Annotated in this window: 13 protein-coding genes and 1 other RNA gene; all 14 read left to right on the forward strand. The window is 50.1% G+C overall.

Annotated features, from left to right (window positions below):
• The first annotated feature begins 13 nt into the window (after positions 1–13).
• Positions 14–718, forward strand: coding sequence for a TerB family tellurite resistance protein (locus ACI0FR_RS09205; RefSeq protein WP_404906059.1), 705 nt, complete (start codon positions 14–16; stop codon positions 716–718).
• Positions 719–731: 13 nt separating this feature from the next.
• Complete coding sequence (locus ACI0FR_RS09210) at positions 732–1,532, forward strand: N-acetylmuramoyl-L-alanine amidase (RefSeq protein ID WP_374831727.1); 801 nt, start codon at positions 732–734, stop codon at positions 1,530–1,532.
• Between the two features lie 330 nt (positions 1,533–1,862).
• Complete coding sequence (locus tag ACI0FR_RS09215; protein ID WP_404906058.1) at positions 1,863–2,498, forward strand: lytic transglycosylase domain-containing protein; 636 nt, start codon at positions 1,863–1,865, stop codon at positions 2,496–2,498.
• A gap of 121 nt (positions 2,499–2,619) precedes the next feature.
• Positions 2,620–3,043: RNase P RNA component class A (gene rnpB / locus ACI0FR_RS09220), an RNA gene on the forward strand.
• Between the two features lie 289 nt (positions 3,044–3,332).
• Positions 3,333–4,382 (forward strand): 16S rRNA (cytosine(1402)-N(4))-methyltransferase RsmH, encoded by a 1,050-nt coding sequence (gene rsmH / locus ACI0FR_RS09225; RefSeq protein ID WP_404906057.1) that lies wholly within the window; start codon positions 3,333–3,335, stop codon positions 4,380–4,382.
• A 4-nt stretch (positions 4,383–4,386) separates the two neighbouring features.
• On the forward strand, positions 4,387–4,785 hold the full coding sequence (ftsL, locus tag ACI0FR_RS09230; RefSeq protein ID WP_374831733.1) for a cell division protein FtsL: 399 nt from the start codon (positions 4,387–4,389) through the stop codon (positions 4,783–4,785).
• 95 nt (positions 4,786–4,880) lie between these two features.
• Positions 4,881–6,551: a peptidoglycan D,D-transpeptidase FtsI family protein gene (locus ACI0FR_RS09235; protein WP_404906180.1), complete on the forward strand. Its 1,671-nt coding sequence runs from the start codon at positions 4,881–4,883 to the stop codon at positions 6,549–6,551.
• A gap of 67 nt (positions 6,552–6,618) precedes the next feature.
• On the forward strand, positions 6,619–8,076 hold the full coding sequence (locus tag ACI0FR_RS09240) for a UDP-N-acetylmuramoyl-L-alanyl-D-glutamate--2,6-diaminopimelate ligase (RefSeq protein WP_404906056.1): 1,458 nt from the start codon (positions 6,619–6,621) through the stop codon (positions 8,074–8,076).
• A 2-nt stretch (positions 8,077–8,078) separates the two neighbouring features.
• A complete protein-coding gene (locus tag ACI0FR_RS09245; RefSeq protein ID WP_404906055.1) occupies positions 8,079–9,506 on the forward strand; it encodes a UDP-N-acetylmuramoylalanyl-D-glutamyl-2,6-diaminopimelate--D-alanyl-D-alanine ligase in 1,428 nt (475 codons plus the stop codon).
• A gap of 46 nt (positions 9,507–9,552) precedes the next feature.
• The gene (gene mraY, locus ACI0FR_RS09250) at positions 9,553–10,635 is read left to right on the forward strand and encodes a phospho-N-acetylmuramoyl-pentapeptide-transferase (protein ID WP_374831739.1); all 1,083 of its coding nucleotides are present in this window, start codon (positions 9,553–9,555) and stop codon (positions 10,633–10,635) included.
• A 28-nt stretch (positions 10,636–10,663) separates the two neighbouring features.
• Positions 10,664–12,067, forward strand: a complete 1,404-nt coding sequence (murD, locus tag ACI0FR_RS09255) for a UDP-N-acetylmuramoyl-L-alanine--D-glutamate ligase (protein ID WP_404906054.1) — start codon at positions 10,664–10,666, stop codon at positions 12,065–12,067.
• The gene (gene ftsW / locus ACI0FR_RS09260; RefSeq protein WP_404906053.1) at positions 12,067–13,215 is read left to right on the forward strand and encodes a putative lipid II flippase FtsW; all 1,149 of its coding nucleotides are present in this window, start codon (positions 12,067–12,069) and stop codon (positions 13,213–13,215) included. Before murD ends, ftsW begins: the two co-directional genes overlap by 1 nt.
• A gap of 8 nt (positions 13,216–13,223) precedes the next feature.
• Complete coding sequence (murG, locus tag ACI0FR_RS09265; RefSeq protein ID WP_404906179.1) at positions 13,224–14,351, forward strand: undecaprenyldiphospho-muramoylpentapeptide beta-N-acetylglucosaminyltransferase; 1,128 nt, start codon at positions 13,224–13,226, stop codon at positions 14,349–14,351.
• A complete protein-coding gene (gene murC, locus ACI0FR_RS09270; protein ID WP_374831745.1) occupies positions 14,348–15,754 on the forward strand; it encodes a UDP-N-acetylmuramate--L-alanine ligase in 1,407 nt (468 codons plus the stop codon). Before murG ends, murC begins: the two co-directional genes overlap by 4 nt.

The raw sequence follows: 15,754 nt of genomic DNA on the forward strand, positions 1-15,754 counted from the left end.
TTAGAAAGCGCATATGTCTATCTGGGTTCGCCTTGGAGAATTTGTGAGTGAAACAGCCACAAATGCGCTGATGAGCGTAATTGAAGCTGTTCGCACATTGTTTGAAGGCGATGTCGACACTAGACGTCGCGTTGCTTTTTCGATCGCGATGATCGCGCTTTCGGCCAAAATGGCGAAAGCCGATGGTGTGGTGAACGAGAAAGAAATCATTGCTTTTCAGGAGATATTTGAAATTCCTTCCGAAGAAGCCAACCATGTGGCGCGGCTATATAATTTGGCCAAGCAGGATGTGGCCGGATATGAAGCTTATGCACGTCAATTGGCGCGTCTTTGCAGTGAAGATCAGCCCAATTGCCATTTGCTGGAAGATATTCTCGACGGACTTTTTCATATTGCCAAGGCAGATGGTTATGTCCATGAAAAAGAATTGGAATTTTTAACCAATGTTGCGCTGATTTTCGGCTTTAGTGAAACTGAGTTTGAACGTATTACAGTCCGTCATATCGTGCGCGGCGAATGTGATCCTTATGACGTGCTGGGGTTGGAACGCAATGCCAGCTTTGATCAAGCCAAAGCGCAATATCGTGCGCTGGTCAAACAACATCATCCCGACCGCTTGGTAGCGCAGGGCTTGCCGCGGGAATTTGTCTCTATTGCCAATCATCGTTTAGCGGATATCAATGCGGCCTGGGCTGAGATTGAAAGAATTCTGAAATAAAAGAGAGAATTGAATGGGCGGGCAGGATATGACGCAATCGCTTGAAGAGCTGGAACTCGTTCAGGCCGATTTTAGTGGTGCCGAACTTGATCCGTCCCCTAATTTTGGCGTGCGTAAAGACGCAAAAACACCCCGTTTTATTATTTTGCATTATACGGGGTTGGAAACAGCACAAGAAGCGGTTGAGATTTTAAAAGATCCGGCGCGCGAAGTTTCTGCCCATTATCTCGTACATGAAGACGGTCGTATCGTGCAGATGGTGTCGGAAAAAGCCCGTGCATGGCATGCAGGTAAAAGTTTCTGGAAGGGCGAGAGCGATATCAACTCTGCTTCCATCGGAATAGAGATTGTCAATGCCGGTGTTTTGCATGATTTTCCAAGCTTTCCGCAGGTGCAGATCGAAGCTGTCATCAAGCTTTGCCAAGACATTACCAAACGTCATCAGATCGAGCCGCATTGTGTGCTGGCACATTCTGATATTGCACCGGATCGTAAAATTGATCCGGGTCAAAATTTTCCGTGGGAGACATTATATGCCGCAGGTGTCGGTCATTATGTCGAGCCGGCCCCCATCAAAGGCGGACGCTTTTTTCAACGCGGAGAATCAGGCCAGCCGGTCGAAGCTTTACAATCGATGCTGGCACTTGTCGGCTATCAAATTACCATTGATGGCGTGTTCGGCGCAGAGACAGAAAGTGTCGTAAATGCGTTTCAGCGGCATTTTCGTCGCCACAAAGTTGATGGAGTCGCTGATGTTTCAACCATTGAGACGCTTTACAAAATACTTTTTTCGTTAAAAAATCTGACTGCTTAATGATTTGATTCATAACGGTTTAATCACGCTCTCGGTGTGAATTATTACAATCTGTAAGATAACTTTACTTTACCGATCAATCTTCGGCTGCATTTTGACGCCAAATCTTACCCCGATCATTTGAGAGTATCCAATTTATTTTGTGAGGTTCTCGTGGGGCCAGTCATACTGCGATCCTTAACAAAAATGGATAATGCGCAGTTTTAATCAGCAAGGATATTCCTAATGATTGCAGTTTTTTAAGCTCGATCACTGAATGGAATATTTTCGAAAGGGACTGAACATTCGCACATCTCCCAAGGTGCGGGTGTTCTTTTAGAACGGTACATTATGAAATTAAAATTTGTTTTTGCTTGCGCCCTCATTGGCGCCGTAGCTAGTTTTAACTTAAATGCTGCGCAGGCATCAAGTCCCACAAACTTGGTGGAACTTTTGAAGTCTAAAGATAGCAAGGCTGTGAAAAAGTCTGATGAGAGCAAGAAATCTGTAAAAACCAACAAACAAGCGCAGACAAAAACAACGGCCAAAGCCAAATATCTGCCGAAGCCTAAAGTGACTAAAAAATCTGCGGTAAAACAAAGCAAGCCGAGCAATACCCGTTATTCGAGCATCATCAATCATTATGCCAGCACTTACGGCGTCAACTCAGCGCTTGCCCATGCGGTTGTGCGTCATGAAAGTAATTTTCAGCCGCATGTACGTGGTCGTGCCGGTGAAATCGGCTTGATGCAGATCAAACTCTCAACAGCGCGCGGCTTGGGTTATACCGGTTCTGCCAAAGGTCTTTATGAACCGAGCACCAATGTGCAATATGGTATGAAATATCTGGCACAGGCGCAAAAGCTTGGTGGCGGCAGCGTGTGCGGCACCATTCTCAAATATAATGCCGGCCATGGTGCCAAGCGCATGAACCCGACTTCTGCCAAATATTGCAGCAATGTACAGGCCTATATGCGCTCGTTCTAAGCTTTATGCAGTTTTGAAGGTTTTCGGTCTTCAAGAGATTGCGTGAATAAAAAGCCGGATTGATTGGTGTGATCCGGCTTTTTTGTTGCCTTTTGTTGCGAAAGAGCATTTAAGGCAGATGTCAGTCGGTTGGGCAGCCGCGCTTGTCATATGTCGAAAGACGGCGAGTGAGGAAAGTCCGGGCTCCATGGAAACACGGTGCCGGGTAACACCCGGCGAGGGTAACCTCAGGGAAAGTGCCACAGAAAGCAAACCGCCCCGTCTCCGGTTGTGTCATTACGGACATAAGCGGTGACGGGGTAAGGGTGAAAGGGTGGGGTAAGAGCCCACCGCATTGCTGGTAACAGTAATGGCAAGGTAAACCCCACCGGGAGCAAGACCGAATAGGGACGGCGTGTTGATTCGAAAGAACCAGCAATCAGTTTCCGGATAGCCGTCCGGGTGGGTTGCATGAGGCGGGTGGCGACATCCGTCCCAGATGAATGGTTGCCACGCCGAGCACTGGCTCGGCCATACAGAACCCGGCTTACAGACCGACTGACATTTTCTCACCGCTGCCGATCTTTTCCGACATTCATATTTTGCGAAAATTTTTTGCGAAAATTTTTGTGTATTGCGGTTTCCGCAGCCCTTGCAGCGCAAAAGACTAACTCTTCATTAAGCTTAATGATGGATAACTAATTCTTGGGGAAACGTGTGCTCAAAAAACACGCTTATCTCAGTTCAATTGCTCGATATGCCGATGCTTGCGGAAGTGAAATGCCTTCAAAAGACAGCAAAATCATAGTTGGAGCCGGATTTAGTGGCGATAACGCGAAAGAAAGGGAGACCGTGATGGCGAACATTGACGCAAAACAGTCTCAGGCTGTGCAGGCTGAAGGCGATTATTCACGTCATATTCCGGTGATGCTCAGCGAAGTGCTGGACGCTTTGCAGGCCAATGAGAATGGTGTGTTCGTAGACGGAACCTTCGGTGCCGGCGGATATTCGCGCGCAATTTTACAAACCGGTGCACGCCTGATCGGTATTGATCGCGATCCCACCGCGATTGCCAATGGCCGTGCGATGGAACAGGAGTTTGCCGGTCGGTTTACACTGGTGCAAAATCGTTTTTCGCAACTGGGTGCAGCTATCGAGCAGGTGCTGGGCGAGGGTAAGCAAGTTGACGGTATCGTGCTTGATATCGGTGTTTCTTCGATGCAGATCGACGAAGCGGATCGCGGCTTTTCTTTTCAAAAAGATGGACCCCTTGATATGCGTATGTCGGTCGAAGGCCCCAGTGCTGCTGATGTGGTCAATCGTTTGAAGACCGGCGATTTAGCGCGTATTTTTAATTTTCTTGGCGAAGAACGTCATGCCGGTCGCATTGCGCGCATGATTGAGAAACGCCGTGCGGTTGAGCCATTTACCCGCACACTTGATTTAGCCAATGCGATTGAAATGCTGGTGGGACGCCATCCTAAAGATCGTATTCATCCGGCAACCCGCGTGTTTCAGGCATTGCGCGTTTATGTCAATGAAGAGCTGAATGAATTGGCAGATGCGCTGATCGCCGCTGAAGAACGGTTGAAGCCAGGTGGGCGTCTCGTCGTGGTGACATTCCACTCACTGGAAGACCGCATTGTCAAACGCTTCTTTGCCGACCGCGCCGGTGGCAGCGGTGGATCACGTCATATGCCGGAAGTCTATGAACGCCGGCCAAGTTTCACATCTGTCGTGAAGGGGGCCGTGAGCGCCAATGAAGAAGAATCAAACCGTAATCCACGGGCAAGATCAGCAAAATTGCGGGCCGGAATGCGTACAGACGCGCAGTCAATGGCGGCAGATTACGCGCTTTTTGGTTTGCCGAAATTGCCTGACACCCAAGACCTGAGCAGGAGTTGAGCCAGTGCTGCGCACTTTTGACCTTATTCTGATTGCGGCAATGTTGGTGGCGGCGACTGTCACTTACAAGATCAAATATGATTCCGAAAAACAGATAGTTGTCATCAATAAGCTGAAACGCCAGATCGCGTCGGAAAAAGATACGATTACCCTGCTGCGCGCCGATTGGAGCCTCATGACGCAACCTGGTCGTTTGCAAAATCTGGTTGATGTTTATGCCAAAGAACTGAGCTTACAAAATATCGATGCCAAGCAGATTGTGCAGTTCAATGAAATTCCTAATCGTCCTGTTGATGAAATCGAAAAGCTGATTTCAGGTAGTGATGCATTGATCGCCAATAATATGACCGGCATCGACCGTATGGCCACCGGCAGCGTCAACCCTGCAAAAGCGGGGCAGTAGTGATGCGTTGGAAGGGCTCGAAAAAAAATAAAGCCGAGGTCACTGGCTATACTGATTTTTCAGCTGAAGGTCAGGAAGTGAAAGTTGCCGGCAATATGGCTTTTGACGGCAATCGCAAAAAATACGGCAACCGCGCCCGTAACCGTTTGATCATGGCGATGACCTGTTTCATCGCTATTTATGGCGTTATTGGTGGTAAACTGGTTTATTTTGGATTGCAAAGCGACCGCGAAGAAGGATATCGCGCATCAGCTGCCCACAATCTGGCAGCGCGTCCTGATATTTTGGATCGCAATGGTGAAATTCTGGCCACCGATATCAAGACCGCTTCGCTTTATGCCGAGCCAAAGCGTATTGTTGATCCGGACGAAACAATTGAGCTTCTTTCGACCGTTTTGCCTGATCTTGATTGGGAAGCAACTTATAAGAAGCTGAAAAGCGGCTCCGGTTTTGCATGGATCAAACGTGGCTTAACCCCGCGCCAGCAAAGCCAGATTATGGCGCTTGGTGTGCCGGGCATTGGGTTTAGAACTGAAACCAAACGCTTTTATCCGGGCGGGCCAACGGCTTCGCATATTCTCGGTCTCGTTAATATCGACAATCAGGGGATTGCCGGTATGGAGAAATATATTGATTCAGCCGGATTGAGTGATCTGCGCTCTGCGGGTCTTGTGAGCGAACAAAATCTTGAGCCGATCAAATTGTCGATTGATATCCGCGTGCAACACATTATGCGCGACGAGTTGGAAAAGGCGATGGAGAAATACCGCGCCATTGCTGCCGGTGCTGTTGTGCTTAATGTAAAAACCGGCGAAGTGCTGGCGATGTCATCATTGCCGGATTTTGATCCGAACAATCCGGTCAATGCGCTGGAAAAAGACCGCCTCAACCGTATGTCTGCCGGTACTTACGAGATGGGGTCAACCATTAAAACCTTTACCACGGCGATGGCGCTTGATTCCGGATTGTTTAACATCAATTCCAAATTTGATGCGACCCGTCCGATGGTGTTTGGTCGTCAGACCATCCGTGACTTCCACGGTAAAGCCCGCTGGCTGACATTGGCGGAAGTCTTTATTTACTCCTCCAATATTGGTTCGGGTAAAGAAGCCGATGCGGTTGGTATTGAAGGTCACCGCAATTTCTTGAAGCGCATTGGTTTGCTTGACCGCATGCAGACGGAGCTGCCGGAAGTGGCACGTCCTGTAGAGCCGCGCGTTTGGAAGAAGGTTCATTCGATGACCATTTCATTTGGTCACGGCATGATGACAACACCGCTGCAAACAGCTGTCGGCTCGGCAGCTTTGATGAATGGCGGCAAGCTTATTCAGCCGACATTCTTAAAGCGCTCACAAGCCGAAGCCGATCAGGTTGCCGTTCAAGTGGTTTCGCCGAAGGTGAGTGAAGATATGCGTTATCTTTATCGCCTCAATGCCGAAATCGGTTCCGGTCGTCGTGCGGAAGTTAAAGGTTATCGTGTCGGTGGGAAAACCGGTACGGCGGAAAAGGTCGTGAATGGTAAATATGCCAATAATGTGCGTTTTAACGCCTTTTTGGCAGCTTTTCCGATGGATGATCCGACCTATGTGGTTTTGACCATTATTGATGAGCCGAAACCGGAAGAAGGTATGTATAGTGCGACCGCAGGTTTGAACGCTGCTCCGATGGTCGCTAATATTATTCGTCGATCAGCATCATTTTTGGGTGTAAAGCCTGATTTTAAACAGGATACCACTTCAACAGTAGTCTCATATGGTAATGACTGATTCGCGCTCGTAACAAAAAAAGTTACAGGCCGCGATGAGGCTGTCAGCAAACAGGGTCTGGAACATTATGAAATTGAAAGAAATCGCGGCATTCTCGAATATTTTGAGCCCGGAAATCGCAGATATCGCAATTACAGGTGTGACGTCAGATTCGCGTAAAGTGCAGACGGGTTATTTGTTCGCGGCTCTCAAAGGCGTAAAAGCCGATGGTGGTCAATTTATTGCCGATGCGATTGCCCGCGGTGCCGCGGCTGTAATTACTGATGAAGACCATGCTGGTGGTTTGAGTGTCCCGCAGATTAAAACTACCGATCCGCGTCTGGCTTTATCGCAGGCAGCAAGCGCTTTTTATAACAAACAACCGGATGTGATGGTGGCTGTGACCGGCACCAGCGGTAAAACATCGGTTGCTTCTTTCGCCCGTCAGATTTGGGAATATGCAGGTTTTGCCGCTGCTAATATCGGTACGACCGGTGTTTTCTCGCCAACACGCAGTGATTATAATTCGCTGACCACGCCTGATCCGGTGGAATTGCATCGTGTTTTGGTAGAGCTTGCCGATGAAGGTGTGACCCATGCGGCGATGGAGGCTTCTTCCCACGGGCTTGATCAGCGTCGTCTGGACGGCGTGAAATTGTCGGCTGCTGCATTTACCAATCTTGGCCGTGATCATATGGATTATCATGCGACCATTGATGACTATCTGGCTGCCAAAATGCGTCTTTTTACCGAAGTTTTGCCTAAAAATGAGCCAGCGATTTTCTTTGCCGATGATGTTTATTCGGAAAAAGCCATTGAAATCGCGCGTCAGGCTGGCTGCAATATCAAGACCGTTGGCCGTAAAGGTGATTTTATCAAACTGAAGCGTTTGGAGCATGAACGTTTCCGTCAGCATATTGAAGTCGCCATTAATGACGAGATTTTTGAAGTCAGTCTGCCATTGGCCGGTGAGTTTCAGGTGGCCAATGCTTTGATTGCGGCAGCGCTTGCCATTGAAACAGGGGTTCCGCCACAAGCAGCAATGAAGGCGCTTGAGCGTCTCAAAGGTGCGCCGGGTCGTCTTGATTTGGTGGGCTCGACTGAAAATGGTGCACTCGCTTATGTCGATTATGCCCATAAGCCTGATGCGTTGGAAAATGTGCTGACATCGGTACGTCCGTTCACGACAGGGCGTATTATCGTGGTCTTTGGTTGCGGCGGTGATCGTGATAAGGGTAAGCGCCCGATTATGGGCGAAATTGCAACGCGTTTGGCAGATGTGGTGATTGTCACCGACGATAATCCACGCACTGAAGTGCCGGAAGTGATCCGACAGGAAATCATGGTGGCGGCACCTAATGTGCAGGAAATTGGTGATCGCAAACAGGCAATTCAGGCCGCCGTTGCGATGATGAATACAGGCGACACATTAATTGTTGCCGGTAAAGGGCATGAAGAAGGCCAGACGGTTGGAGATAAGGTATTGCCGTTCTCCGATCACAGCGAAATCGCATTGGCGCTTCAGGCTCGTCAGAAGGAAGATTAAGAATGAGCCAGTGGCTGTGGACAGCTGATGAAATGGTCAAGGCAATGGAAGGGCGCCCGTTTGGCACCCTTCCAAAAGGCATAACAGGCATTTCTATTGATACCCGCTCTCTGAAAGAGGGCGAGGCGTTTTTTGCCATTAAAGGTGATAAATTCGACGGTCATGATTTTGCCACCCACGCGATGGCAGCAGGTGCGAGTCTGATGGTCGTTGCCGAAAAGCGTTTGGCGGCTTTCGGCAATTTGCAGGTGCCGATGATTGTGGTGGAAGATGTGTTGGAAGCGCTGACCCGTTTGGGGATTGCTGCGCGCAAACGCTCACAAGCACAAATCATTGCCGTGACCGGTTCGGTTGGAAAAACCACCAGCAAGGAAGCATTGCGTCATGTATTGAGCAAGTCCGGAACGGTGCATGCTTCTGTTGCCTCTTTCAATAATCATTGGGGCGTACCGCTGACTTTGGCGCGGATGCCACGCGATATTGATTACGGCATTTTTGAAATCGGTATGAACCATCCCGATGAAATTCGTCCATTGGTGAAAATGGTGCGTCCGCATGTGGCGATGATCACGCTCATTGCACCGGCGCATTTAGGCCAATTTGCTAATCTGGAAGCCATTGCCACAGCAAAGGGCGAAATTTTTGAAGGCATTGTGCCGGGCGGTTATGCCCTGCTCAACCGTGATGACAAACGCTTCAAGCAGTTGGAAGCTCTGGCTGAAGAAGCAGGTGTCGAGCATGTCGTGACCTTTGGCGAAAATGCGCAAGCAGATTACCGTCTCAACACGCTCGAATTGCATCCGACTTATTCCGATATTGAAATGCGCATTGGCAAGAAAACTTTGGCGGTCAAAATTGGTGCGCCAGGTCGTCATATCGTGCAGAACATGCTGGGCGTGATCGGTGCGGCTCATCTTGTTGGTGCGGATATGGAAAAAGTCATTGCGGCACTGGCTGATTTGCAGGCGGAAAAGGGGCGCGGCGCTACCTATAAACTGCGTTGCGGGGATGGCACATTCACACTGATTGATGAAAGCTATAACGCCAATCCGACCTCGATGCGTGCCGCCCTTGTACTGCTACAATCGGTTGAGCCGCAAGAGGGTGGTCGCCGCATTGCGGTGCTTGGGGATATGCTGGAGCTTGGCCGTCAATCGGGTAAACTTCATGCCGATCTTGCCCGACCGATTGTTGATGCGGACGTGAACGCCCTTTATATCGGCGGCGCTGAAATGGCAGTTCTGAAATCAGCGATGCCTGTTGAAGTTCATGTTGAATACGGGCAGAGCGTCAATGAATTATTGCCGGTTGTGCTCAATGATATTCGTGCAGGTGATGTGGTGATGGTCAAATCATCCATGTCGATTGCGTTTTCTAAAATTGTGAAAGCCCTGATTACCCGCTACCCGCTAGCAGAGGCAGCGGAATAAAGATTGGGGAATAATAAAAAATGATGCCTGTAAGGATAAGCTGCCCATGCTGATGCTCTTAACATTTTTTGCTGACCATGTGGCACCATTAAACGTGTTTCGCTACATCACGTTTCGTACCGGCGGTGCGATGATTACCTCGGCGCTGATCGTCTTTTTGTTCGGTCCGCGTATCATTGATGCCTTGCGTGTGCGTCAGGGGCGTGGTCAGCCGATCCGTGCAGATGGCCCGCAGACCCATTTCAAAAAAGCCGGTACACCGACAATGGGCGGCTTGATGATCATGACCGGTATTCTGGTCTCATCGCTATTATGGGCTAATCTTTCCAGCGTTTATGTCTGGGTTGTGCTGATGGTATCGGTCGGGTTTGGCGCGATTGGTTTTTATGATGATTATCTGAAAGTGACAAAGCAGACCGATAAAGGCTTTTCCGGCAAGTCCCGGTTAGGATTAGAATTTCTGATCGCCGGTATTGCTGCATGGTTCATTATGAGCGCAGGGCAGGAGCCATTTTCATCTTCGCTGACATTCCCGTTTGTAAAAACATTTGTTTTGAATCTTGGTCTCTTCTTTATCCCGGTTGCAGCCTTTGTCATGGTTGGTGCCGGTAATGCGGTGAACCTTACCGATGGTCTGGATGGCTTGGCGATTGTTCCTGTGATGGTGGCTGCTGCTTCTTTCGGTCTGATTGCTTATCTCTCCGGTAATGCGATTTTTGCTGATTATCTGCAGATCCACTTTGTGCCGGGTACGGGTGAATTGTCTGTGGTGCTTGGCGCGGTGATTGGTGCCGGTCTTGGCTTCCTTTGGTTCAATGCACCGCCTGCTGCAATTTTCATGGGCGACACCGGTTCATTGGCGCTTGGCGGCATGTTGGGTGCAGTTGCTGTTGCGACCAAGCACGAGATCGTACTGGCAATTATCGGCGGTTTGTTTGTGGTGGAAGCGCTTTCCGTCATCATTCAGGTTGGGTCTTTCAAGTTGACCGGCAAGCGGGTGTTCCTGATGGCACCGATCCATCACCATTTTGAGAAAAAAGGCTGGACGGAAAGTCAGGTCGTGATCCGTTTCTGGATTGTGGCGATCATTCTGGCCATGATTGGTCTTTCTACATTGAAGCTCCGTTAAGGGCATTTAAACTCGATAGGCACCTGCAATGATCCCGATCACCGCATTAAAAGATAAAACCATTGCCCTTTTTGGTTTAGGGGGATCGGGTCTTGCGACTGCCAAGGCTATTGTGGCTGGAGGCGCGCAGATCATTGCATGGGATGATAATCCGCAAAGTGTTGCCAAGGCGCAGGCTGAAGGCATCGCCACCGGTGATTTACGTCTGGCAGACTGGTCGCAGTTTTCTGCCCTTGTTTTGTCGCCCGGTGTGCCGCTGACCCATCCAAAACCGCATTGGACAGTGCAACTGGCTGAAGATGCCGGTGTCGAGATTATTGGTGATGTGGAATTATTTGTGCGTGAGCGTCAGCTTTTGGCGCCGGATTGCCCTTTTATTGCCATTACCGGCACGAATGGAAAATCCACCACAACAGCCCTGATTGCTCATATTTTAAAGTCGGCTGGCCGTGATATGCAGCTTGGTGGCAATATCGGCACTGCGATTTTAACTTTGGATGCACCAGCGGCAGACAAGTTTTATGTGGTTGAGTGTTCGTCTTATCAGATTGATCTGGCACCATCACTTAATCCGAGTGCCGGTATTTTATTGAATTTAACGCCTGACCATCTCGACCGTCATGGCACGATGGACAATTATGCCGCGATTAAAGCGCGGCTAGTGGCGCAAAGCGATGTAGCGATTATCGGTGTTGATGATGATTACTGTGTGAAAATTGCCGATAGTTTGGCGGTAAAAGGCGATCATCTTATTCGTATTTCGAAAGATAAGCCGCTGCAAAACGGCTATTTTGCTAAAGAATCAGAGCTTTTCTATGCGCGTTCCGGCGATGTGAAATCATTAGGCTCGCTGCAATCGATTGGCTCACTACGTGGCAGCCATAATGCACAAAATGCTTTGGCGGCGATTGCAGCTTGCATGAGCGTTGGTTTGAGCCCCTCAGAAATTGAAACAGGTTTGCAAAGCTTTCCGGGGCTTGCGCATCGCATGGAGCAGGTGGCGCGCCGTGGCAAGGTATTGTTTGTCAATGATTCCAAAGCGACCAATGCGGAAGCCACGGCACCGGCTTTATCTTCATTTGCCAAAAATATTTACTGGATTGTCGGTGGTGTGCCGAAGGCCGGTGGCATTGAAGCCTTGCGCGAATTTTTCCCGCGCATTGCCAAAGCCTATCTGATCGGTGAATCGGCTGCTGCTTTTGCTGCCACGTTGGGCAATGATGTTGTTTATGAAATTTCTGATACATTAGAGGTTGCCGTTACCCACGCAGCGCAGGATGCGGGAGCCGATGCGGCACAGGAGCCGGTTGTGCTTTTGTCGCCAGCTTGCGCCAGTTTTGATCAGTTTCAAAACTTTGAAAAACGCGGCGATGCATTTCGTGATTTTGTGTGGGATTTGGCTGGTACGAGAAAGATTGAAGGGGTAAACTGATGGTAAGTCGTGTTGACCGTGGCCCTGTTGCAAATTGGTGGTGGACGATTGATCGCTACTTTCTTGCCGCCTGTTTGAGCCTGATGGGGTTAGGCATTTTGCTGTCTTTTGCGGCAAGCCCTGCGGTTGCTGAACGCATCGGCCTCGATAGTTTTCACTTTGTTGAACGTCAGACTTTTTTCATGGTCCCGGCGGTGATTATCATGATCGGCGTGTCTTTTTGCTCGCCGCGGGAAATTCGCCGTTATTCGCTGATCCTGTTGATCGGGGCACTGCTGATGATGGTGGCCGCATTATTCATCGGCGTTGAAGTTAAAGGGGCGCGACGCTGGATCTCTATTCTAGGCATTTCCATTCAGCCCTCAGAATTTATGAAACCCGCTTTTGTGGTGATTTGCGCCTGGCTTTTTGCCGAGCAGCAGCGCCGCTCCGACATTCCGGGCAATTTCTTCGCCATGCTTTTATGCGGGCTGGTAGTTGGCCTTTTGGTGTTGCAGCCGGATTTCGGGCAAACCATGCTGACAGCAGGCACATGGGGCGGTATGTTCTTTCTGGCAGGATTGAACATGTTTTGGATTTTGCTGCTTGGTGTTATCGGTGCTGTTGGCGCTTTCGGCGCTTATATGTTTTTCCCGCATGTGGCTGGCCGTATTGATCGCTTCATGACCGGTGAGGGTGACACGTTTCAGGTAGATAGCGGACGCGAAGCGATTTTGCGCGGTGGTTGGTTTGGTCAGGGGCCGGGCGAGGGTACCGTCAAACGTATCATTCCTGATAGTCACACCGACTTTATCTTTTCTGTGGCAGCAGAAGAATATGGCATTATCCTGTGCCTGCTCATCATGTTGCTTTTTGCCTTCATTGTGGTGCGTGGACTGTTGATTGCACAGCGCCAGAATGATCCGTTCAGCCGTCTGGCGATTTCCGGTGTGGTCATTCTGTTCGGCTTCCAGTCGGTCATTAATATGGCGGTGAATTTGCACCTGATGCCTGCTAAAGGTATGACATTACCGTTTATTTCTTATGGTGGTTCGTCTCTGATCGCGATTGCCATCACGATGGGCATTCTGCTGGCCTTAACACGCCGCCGTCCGGAAGGTCGTATGTCGGCAACAGTTCGTATGGGGACACAGGCACCGGCTCTGTGAGAAAAATGATGCAAAAAGATGTGATCGTGCTTGCTGCCGGCGGTACTGGCGGTCATCTGTTCCCGGCCGAAGCCTTGGCTTATGAACTGACCGCACGCGGTTATGATGTGCATCTGGCAACTGATGCCAGAGCACAGCGCTTTTCCGGTGCATTTGCGGCCGACCATGTGCATGTGATCCGCTCGGCAACTTTGTCGGGGCGCAATCCTATCGCCATTGCCCGCACCATGTGGGAATTATGGCGCGGTAATCTCGACAGCCGTTCTTTATTCAAAAAGTTAAAACCGAAACTGGTGGTGGGCTTTGGTGGTTATCCGACCTTGCCACCGCTTTATGCGGCGCATCGTATGCATATCCCGACCCTCATTCATGAGCAAAATGCGGTGATGGGACGCGCCAATAAAGGTTTGGCTGCGCGTGTTCAGGCAATAGCGGGCGGCTTTTTGTCGGAAGGCAAAGGAACATTTGCCGATAAAATCATCACCACCGGCAATCCGGTGCGCCCACCTGTCGTTGCAGCAGCGAAACAGCCTTACCAGCCTTCAAGCGACAATGAGCGTTTTCATTTGCTGGTTTTTGGTGGCAGTCAGGGTGCGCAATATTTCAGCCAAGCAGTTCCGGCAGCCATTGCTTTATTGCCGAAAGCATATCAGGCACGCTTGCTGATTGCTCAACAGGCACGTCCTGAAGATCAGGAAACTGTCACCGCGATTTATGAAAAACTAGGTGTGGGGGCGCAGGTCGCGCCATTCTTCAGTGATTTGCCGGCACGTCAGGCTGATGCACAATTTATCATTGCGCGCTCTGGTGCATCCACCGTTTCGGAAATTGCCGCCATTGGCCGTCCGGCGATTTTGGTGCCGTTTCCGCATGCGCTTGACCATGACCAATCCGCCAATGCCGAAGCGCTTGCAGATGTGGGGGGCGCGCAGGTGATCAAACAAACAGAATTATCGCCACAAAAGCTGGCTGAAATTATTCAATCGGCCATGGATGAACCGCAACGATTGGCAAAAATGGCGGAAGCTGCAAAAACTGCCGGCAAACTTGATGCAACACGGTTGCTTGCCGATCTGGCAGAGGTTATTGCAGCTGGTAAGTCAGTGAAAGATTATAAGGAAGGACTGCGTCGATGAAGATGCCGTTAAATATCGGGCTCGTACATTTTGTCGGTATTGGCGGCATTGGGATGAGCGGTATTGCCGAAGTGCTGCACAATCTTGGTTATAAAGTGCAGGGCTCCGATCAGGCAGATGGCGCTAATGTGCAGCGTCTGCGTGAAAAGGGCATCGAGGTTTTTGTCGGCCACAAGGCCGAAAATTTGGGCGATGCGGATGTGGTGGTGGTTTCCACTGCCATCAAGCCTAGCAATCCGGAGCTGATGGCAGCGCGCGAGAAATTACTGCCGGTTGTGCGCCGCGCTGAAATGCTGGCCGAATTGATGCGTTTCCGTCATGCGATTGCCATTGGCGGCACGCATGGCAAAACCACCACCACATCAATGGTTGCGGCATTGCTTGATGCGGGCAAACTCGATCCGACCGTGATTAATGGCGGTATCATCAATGCCTATGGCACCAATGCACGTATGGGTGACGGCGACTGGATGGTGGTGGAAGCTGACGAAAGTGACGGCACTTTCCTGAAACTGCCTGCCGATATTGCGGTGATTACCAATATCGATCCGGAGCATCTGGATCATTATGGTTCTTTTGACAATGTGCGCGCGGCTTTTCGCCAGTTCGTTGAGAATGTGCCTTTCTATGGTTTTGGCGTTATGTGCCTTGATCATCCTGAAGTGCAGGCACTTGTCAGCCGTATTGAAGATCGCCGCATCATCACATACGGTCACAATCCGCAGGCGGATGTGCGTTATATCAACCATCATATGGACGGTGCGACAAGCGTGTTTGACGTGCAGATCCGCTCCCGCAAGGGCGATGTGGTGCTGATCGAAGGTCTGCGCCTGCCAATGCCGGGCATGCACAATGTCTCCAATGCGACCGCCGCGATTGCGGTGGCTTATGAGCTTGGCATTTCAGCAGAAGATATTGTTAAAGGTCTTGGTGCCTTTGGCGGTGTGAAGCGTCGTTTTACCCATACCGGTTCATGGAATGGCGTTGAAGTCTTTGACGATTACGGTCATCATCCGGTGGAAATCCGCGCGGTGCTGAATGCGGCACGTGCTGCCACCAAGGGTCGTGTTGTGGCAATTGTTCAGCCGCATCGCTATACGCGTCTGCACAGCCTTTATGATGAATTTGCAACCTGCTTCAATGACGCCGACACAGTGATTGTGGCGCCGGTCTATACCGCTGGCGAAGAGCCGATTGAAGGCGTTGATTCACCAAATCTCGTTTCACGGATTAAAACCGCCGGTCATCGTGATGCACGCTTTGCCGCTGGAGCTGAAAACTTGGCGCCTATAGTGCATGAGATTGCACGCCCAGGTGATTTTGTTATCTGCTTGGGTGCGGGCAATATCACTCAATGGGCTTATGCGCTGCCTGACGAGTTGGCTGCACTGGATAAGGCATAA

This window comes from Paenochrobactrum sp. BZR 201-1, assembly GCF_044987585.2.
Classification (GTDB): Bacteria; Pseudomonadota; Alphaproteobacteria; order Rhizobiales; family Rhizobiaceae; genus Paenochrobactrum; species Paenochrobactrum pullorum.

Bases quoted from the DNA above. Each gene is read 5' to 3' on its own strand.
- ACI0FR_RS09205 (WP_404906059.1), top strand. From the start codon at position 14: ATGTCTATCTGGGTTCGCCTTGGAGAATTTGTGAGTGAAACAGCCACA.
- ACI0FR_RS09210 (WP_374831727.1), top strand. From the start codon at position 732: ATGGGCGGGCAGGATATGACGCAATCGCTTGAAGAGCTGGAACTCGTT.
- ACI0FR_RS09215 (WP_404906058.1), top strand. From the start codon at position 1,863: ATGAAATTAAAATTTGTTTTTGCTTGCGCCCTCATTGGCGCCGTAGCT.
- rsmH (WP_404906057.1), top strand. From the start codon at position 3,333: ATGGCGAACATTGACGCAAAACAGTCTCAGGCTGTGCAGGCTGAAGGC.
- ACI0FR_RS09235 (WP_404906180.1), top strand. From the start codon at position 4,881: ATGGCTTTTGACGGCAATCGCAAAAAATACGGCAACCGCGCCCGTAAC.
- ACI0FR_RS09240 (WP_404906056.1), top strand. From the start codon at position 6,619: ATGAAATTGAAAGAAATCGCGGCATTCTCGAATATTTTGAGCCCGGAA.
- ACI0FR_RS09245 (WP_404906055.1), top strand. From the start codon at position 8,079: ATGAGCCAGTGGCTGTGGACAGCTGATGAAATGGTCAAGGCAATGGAA.
- mraY (WP_374831739.1), top strand. From the start codon at position 9,553: ATGCTGATGCTCTTAACATTTTTTGCTGACCATGTGGCACCATTAAAC.
- murD (WP_404906054.1), top strand. From the start codon at position 10,664: ATGATCCCGATCACCGCATTAAAAGATAAAACCATTGCCCTTTTTGGT.
- ftsW (WP_404906053.1), top strand. From the start codon at position 12,067: ATGGTAAGTCGTGTTGACCGTGGCCCTGTTGCAAATTGGTGGTGGACG.
- murG (WP_404906179.1), top strand. From the start codon at position 13,224: ATGCAAAAAGATGTGATCGTGCTTGCTGCCGGCGGTACTGGCGGTCAT.
- murC (WP_374831745.1), top strand. From the start codon at position 14,348: ATGAAGATGCCGTTAAATATCGGGCTCGTACATTTTGTCGGTATTGGC.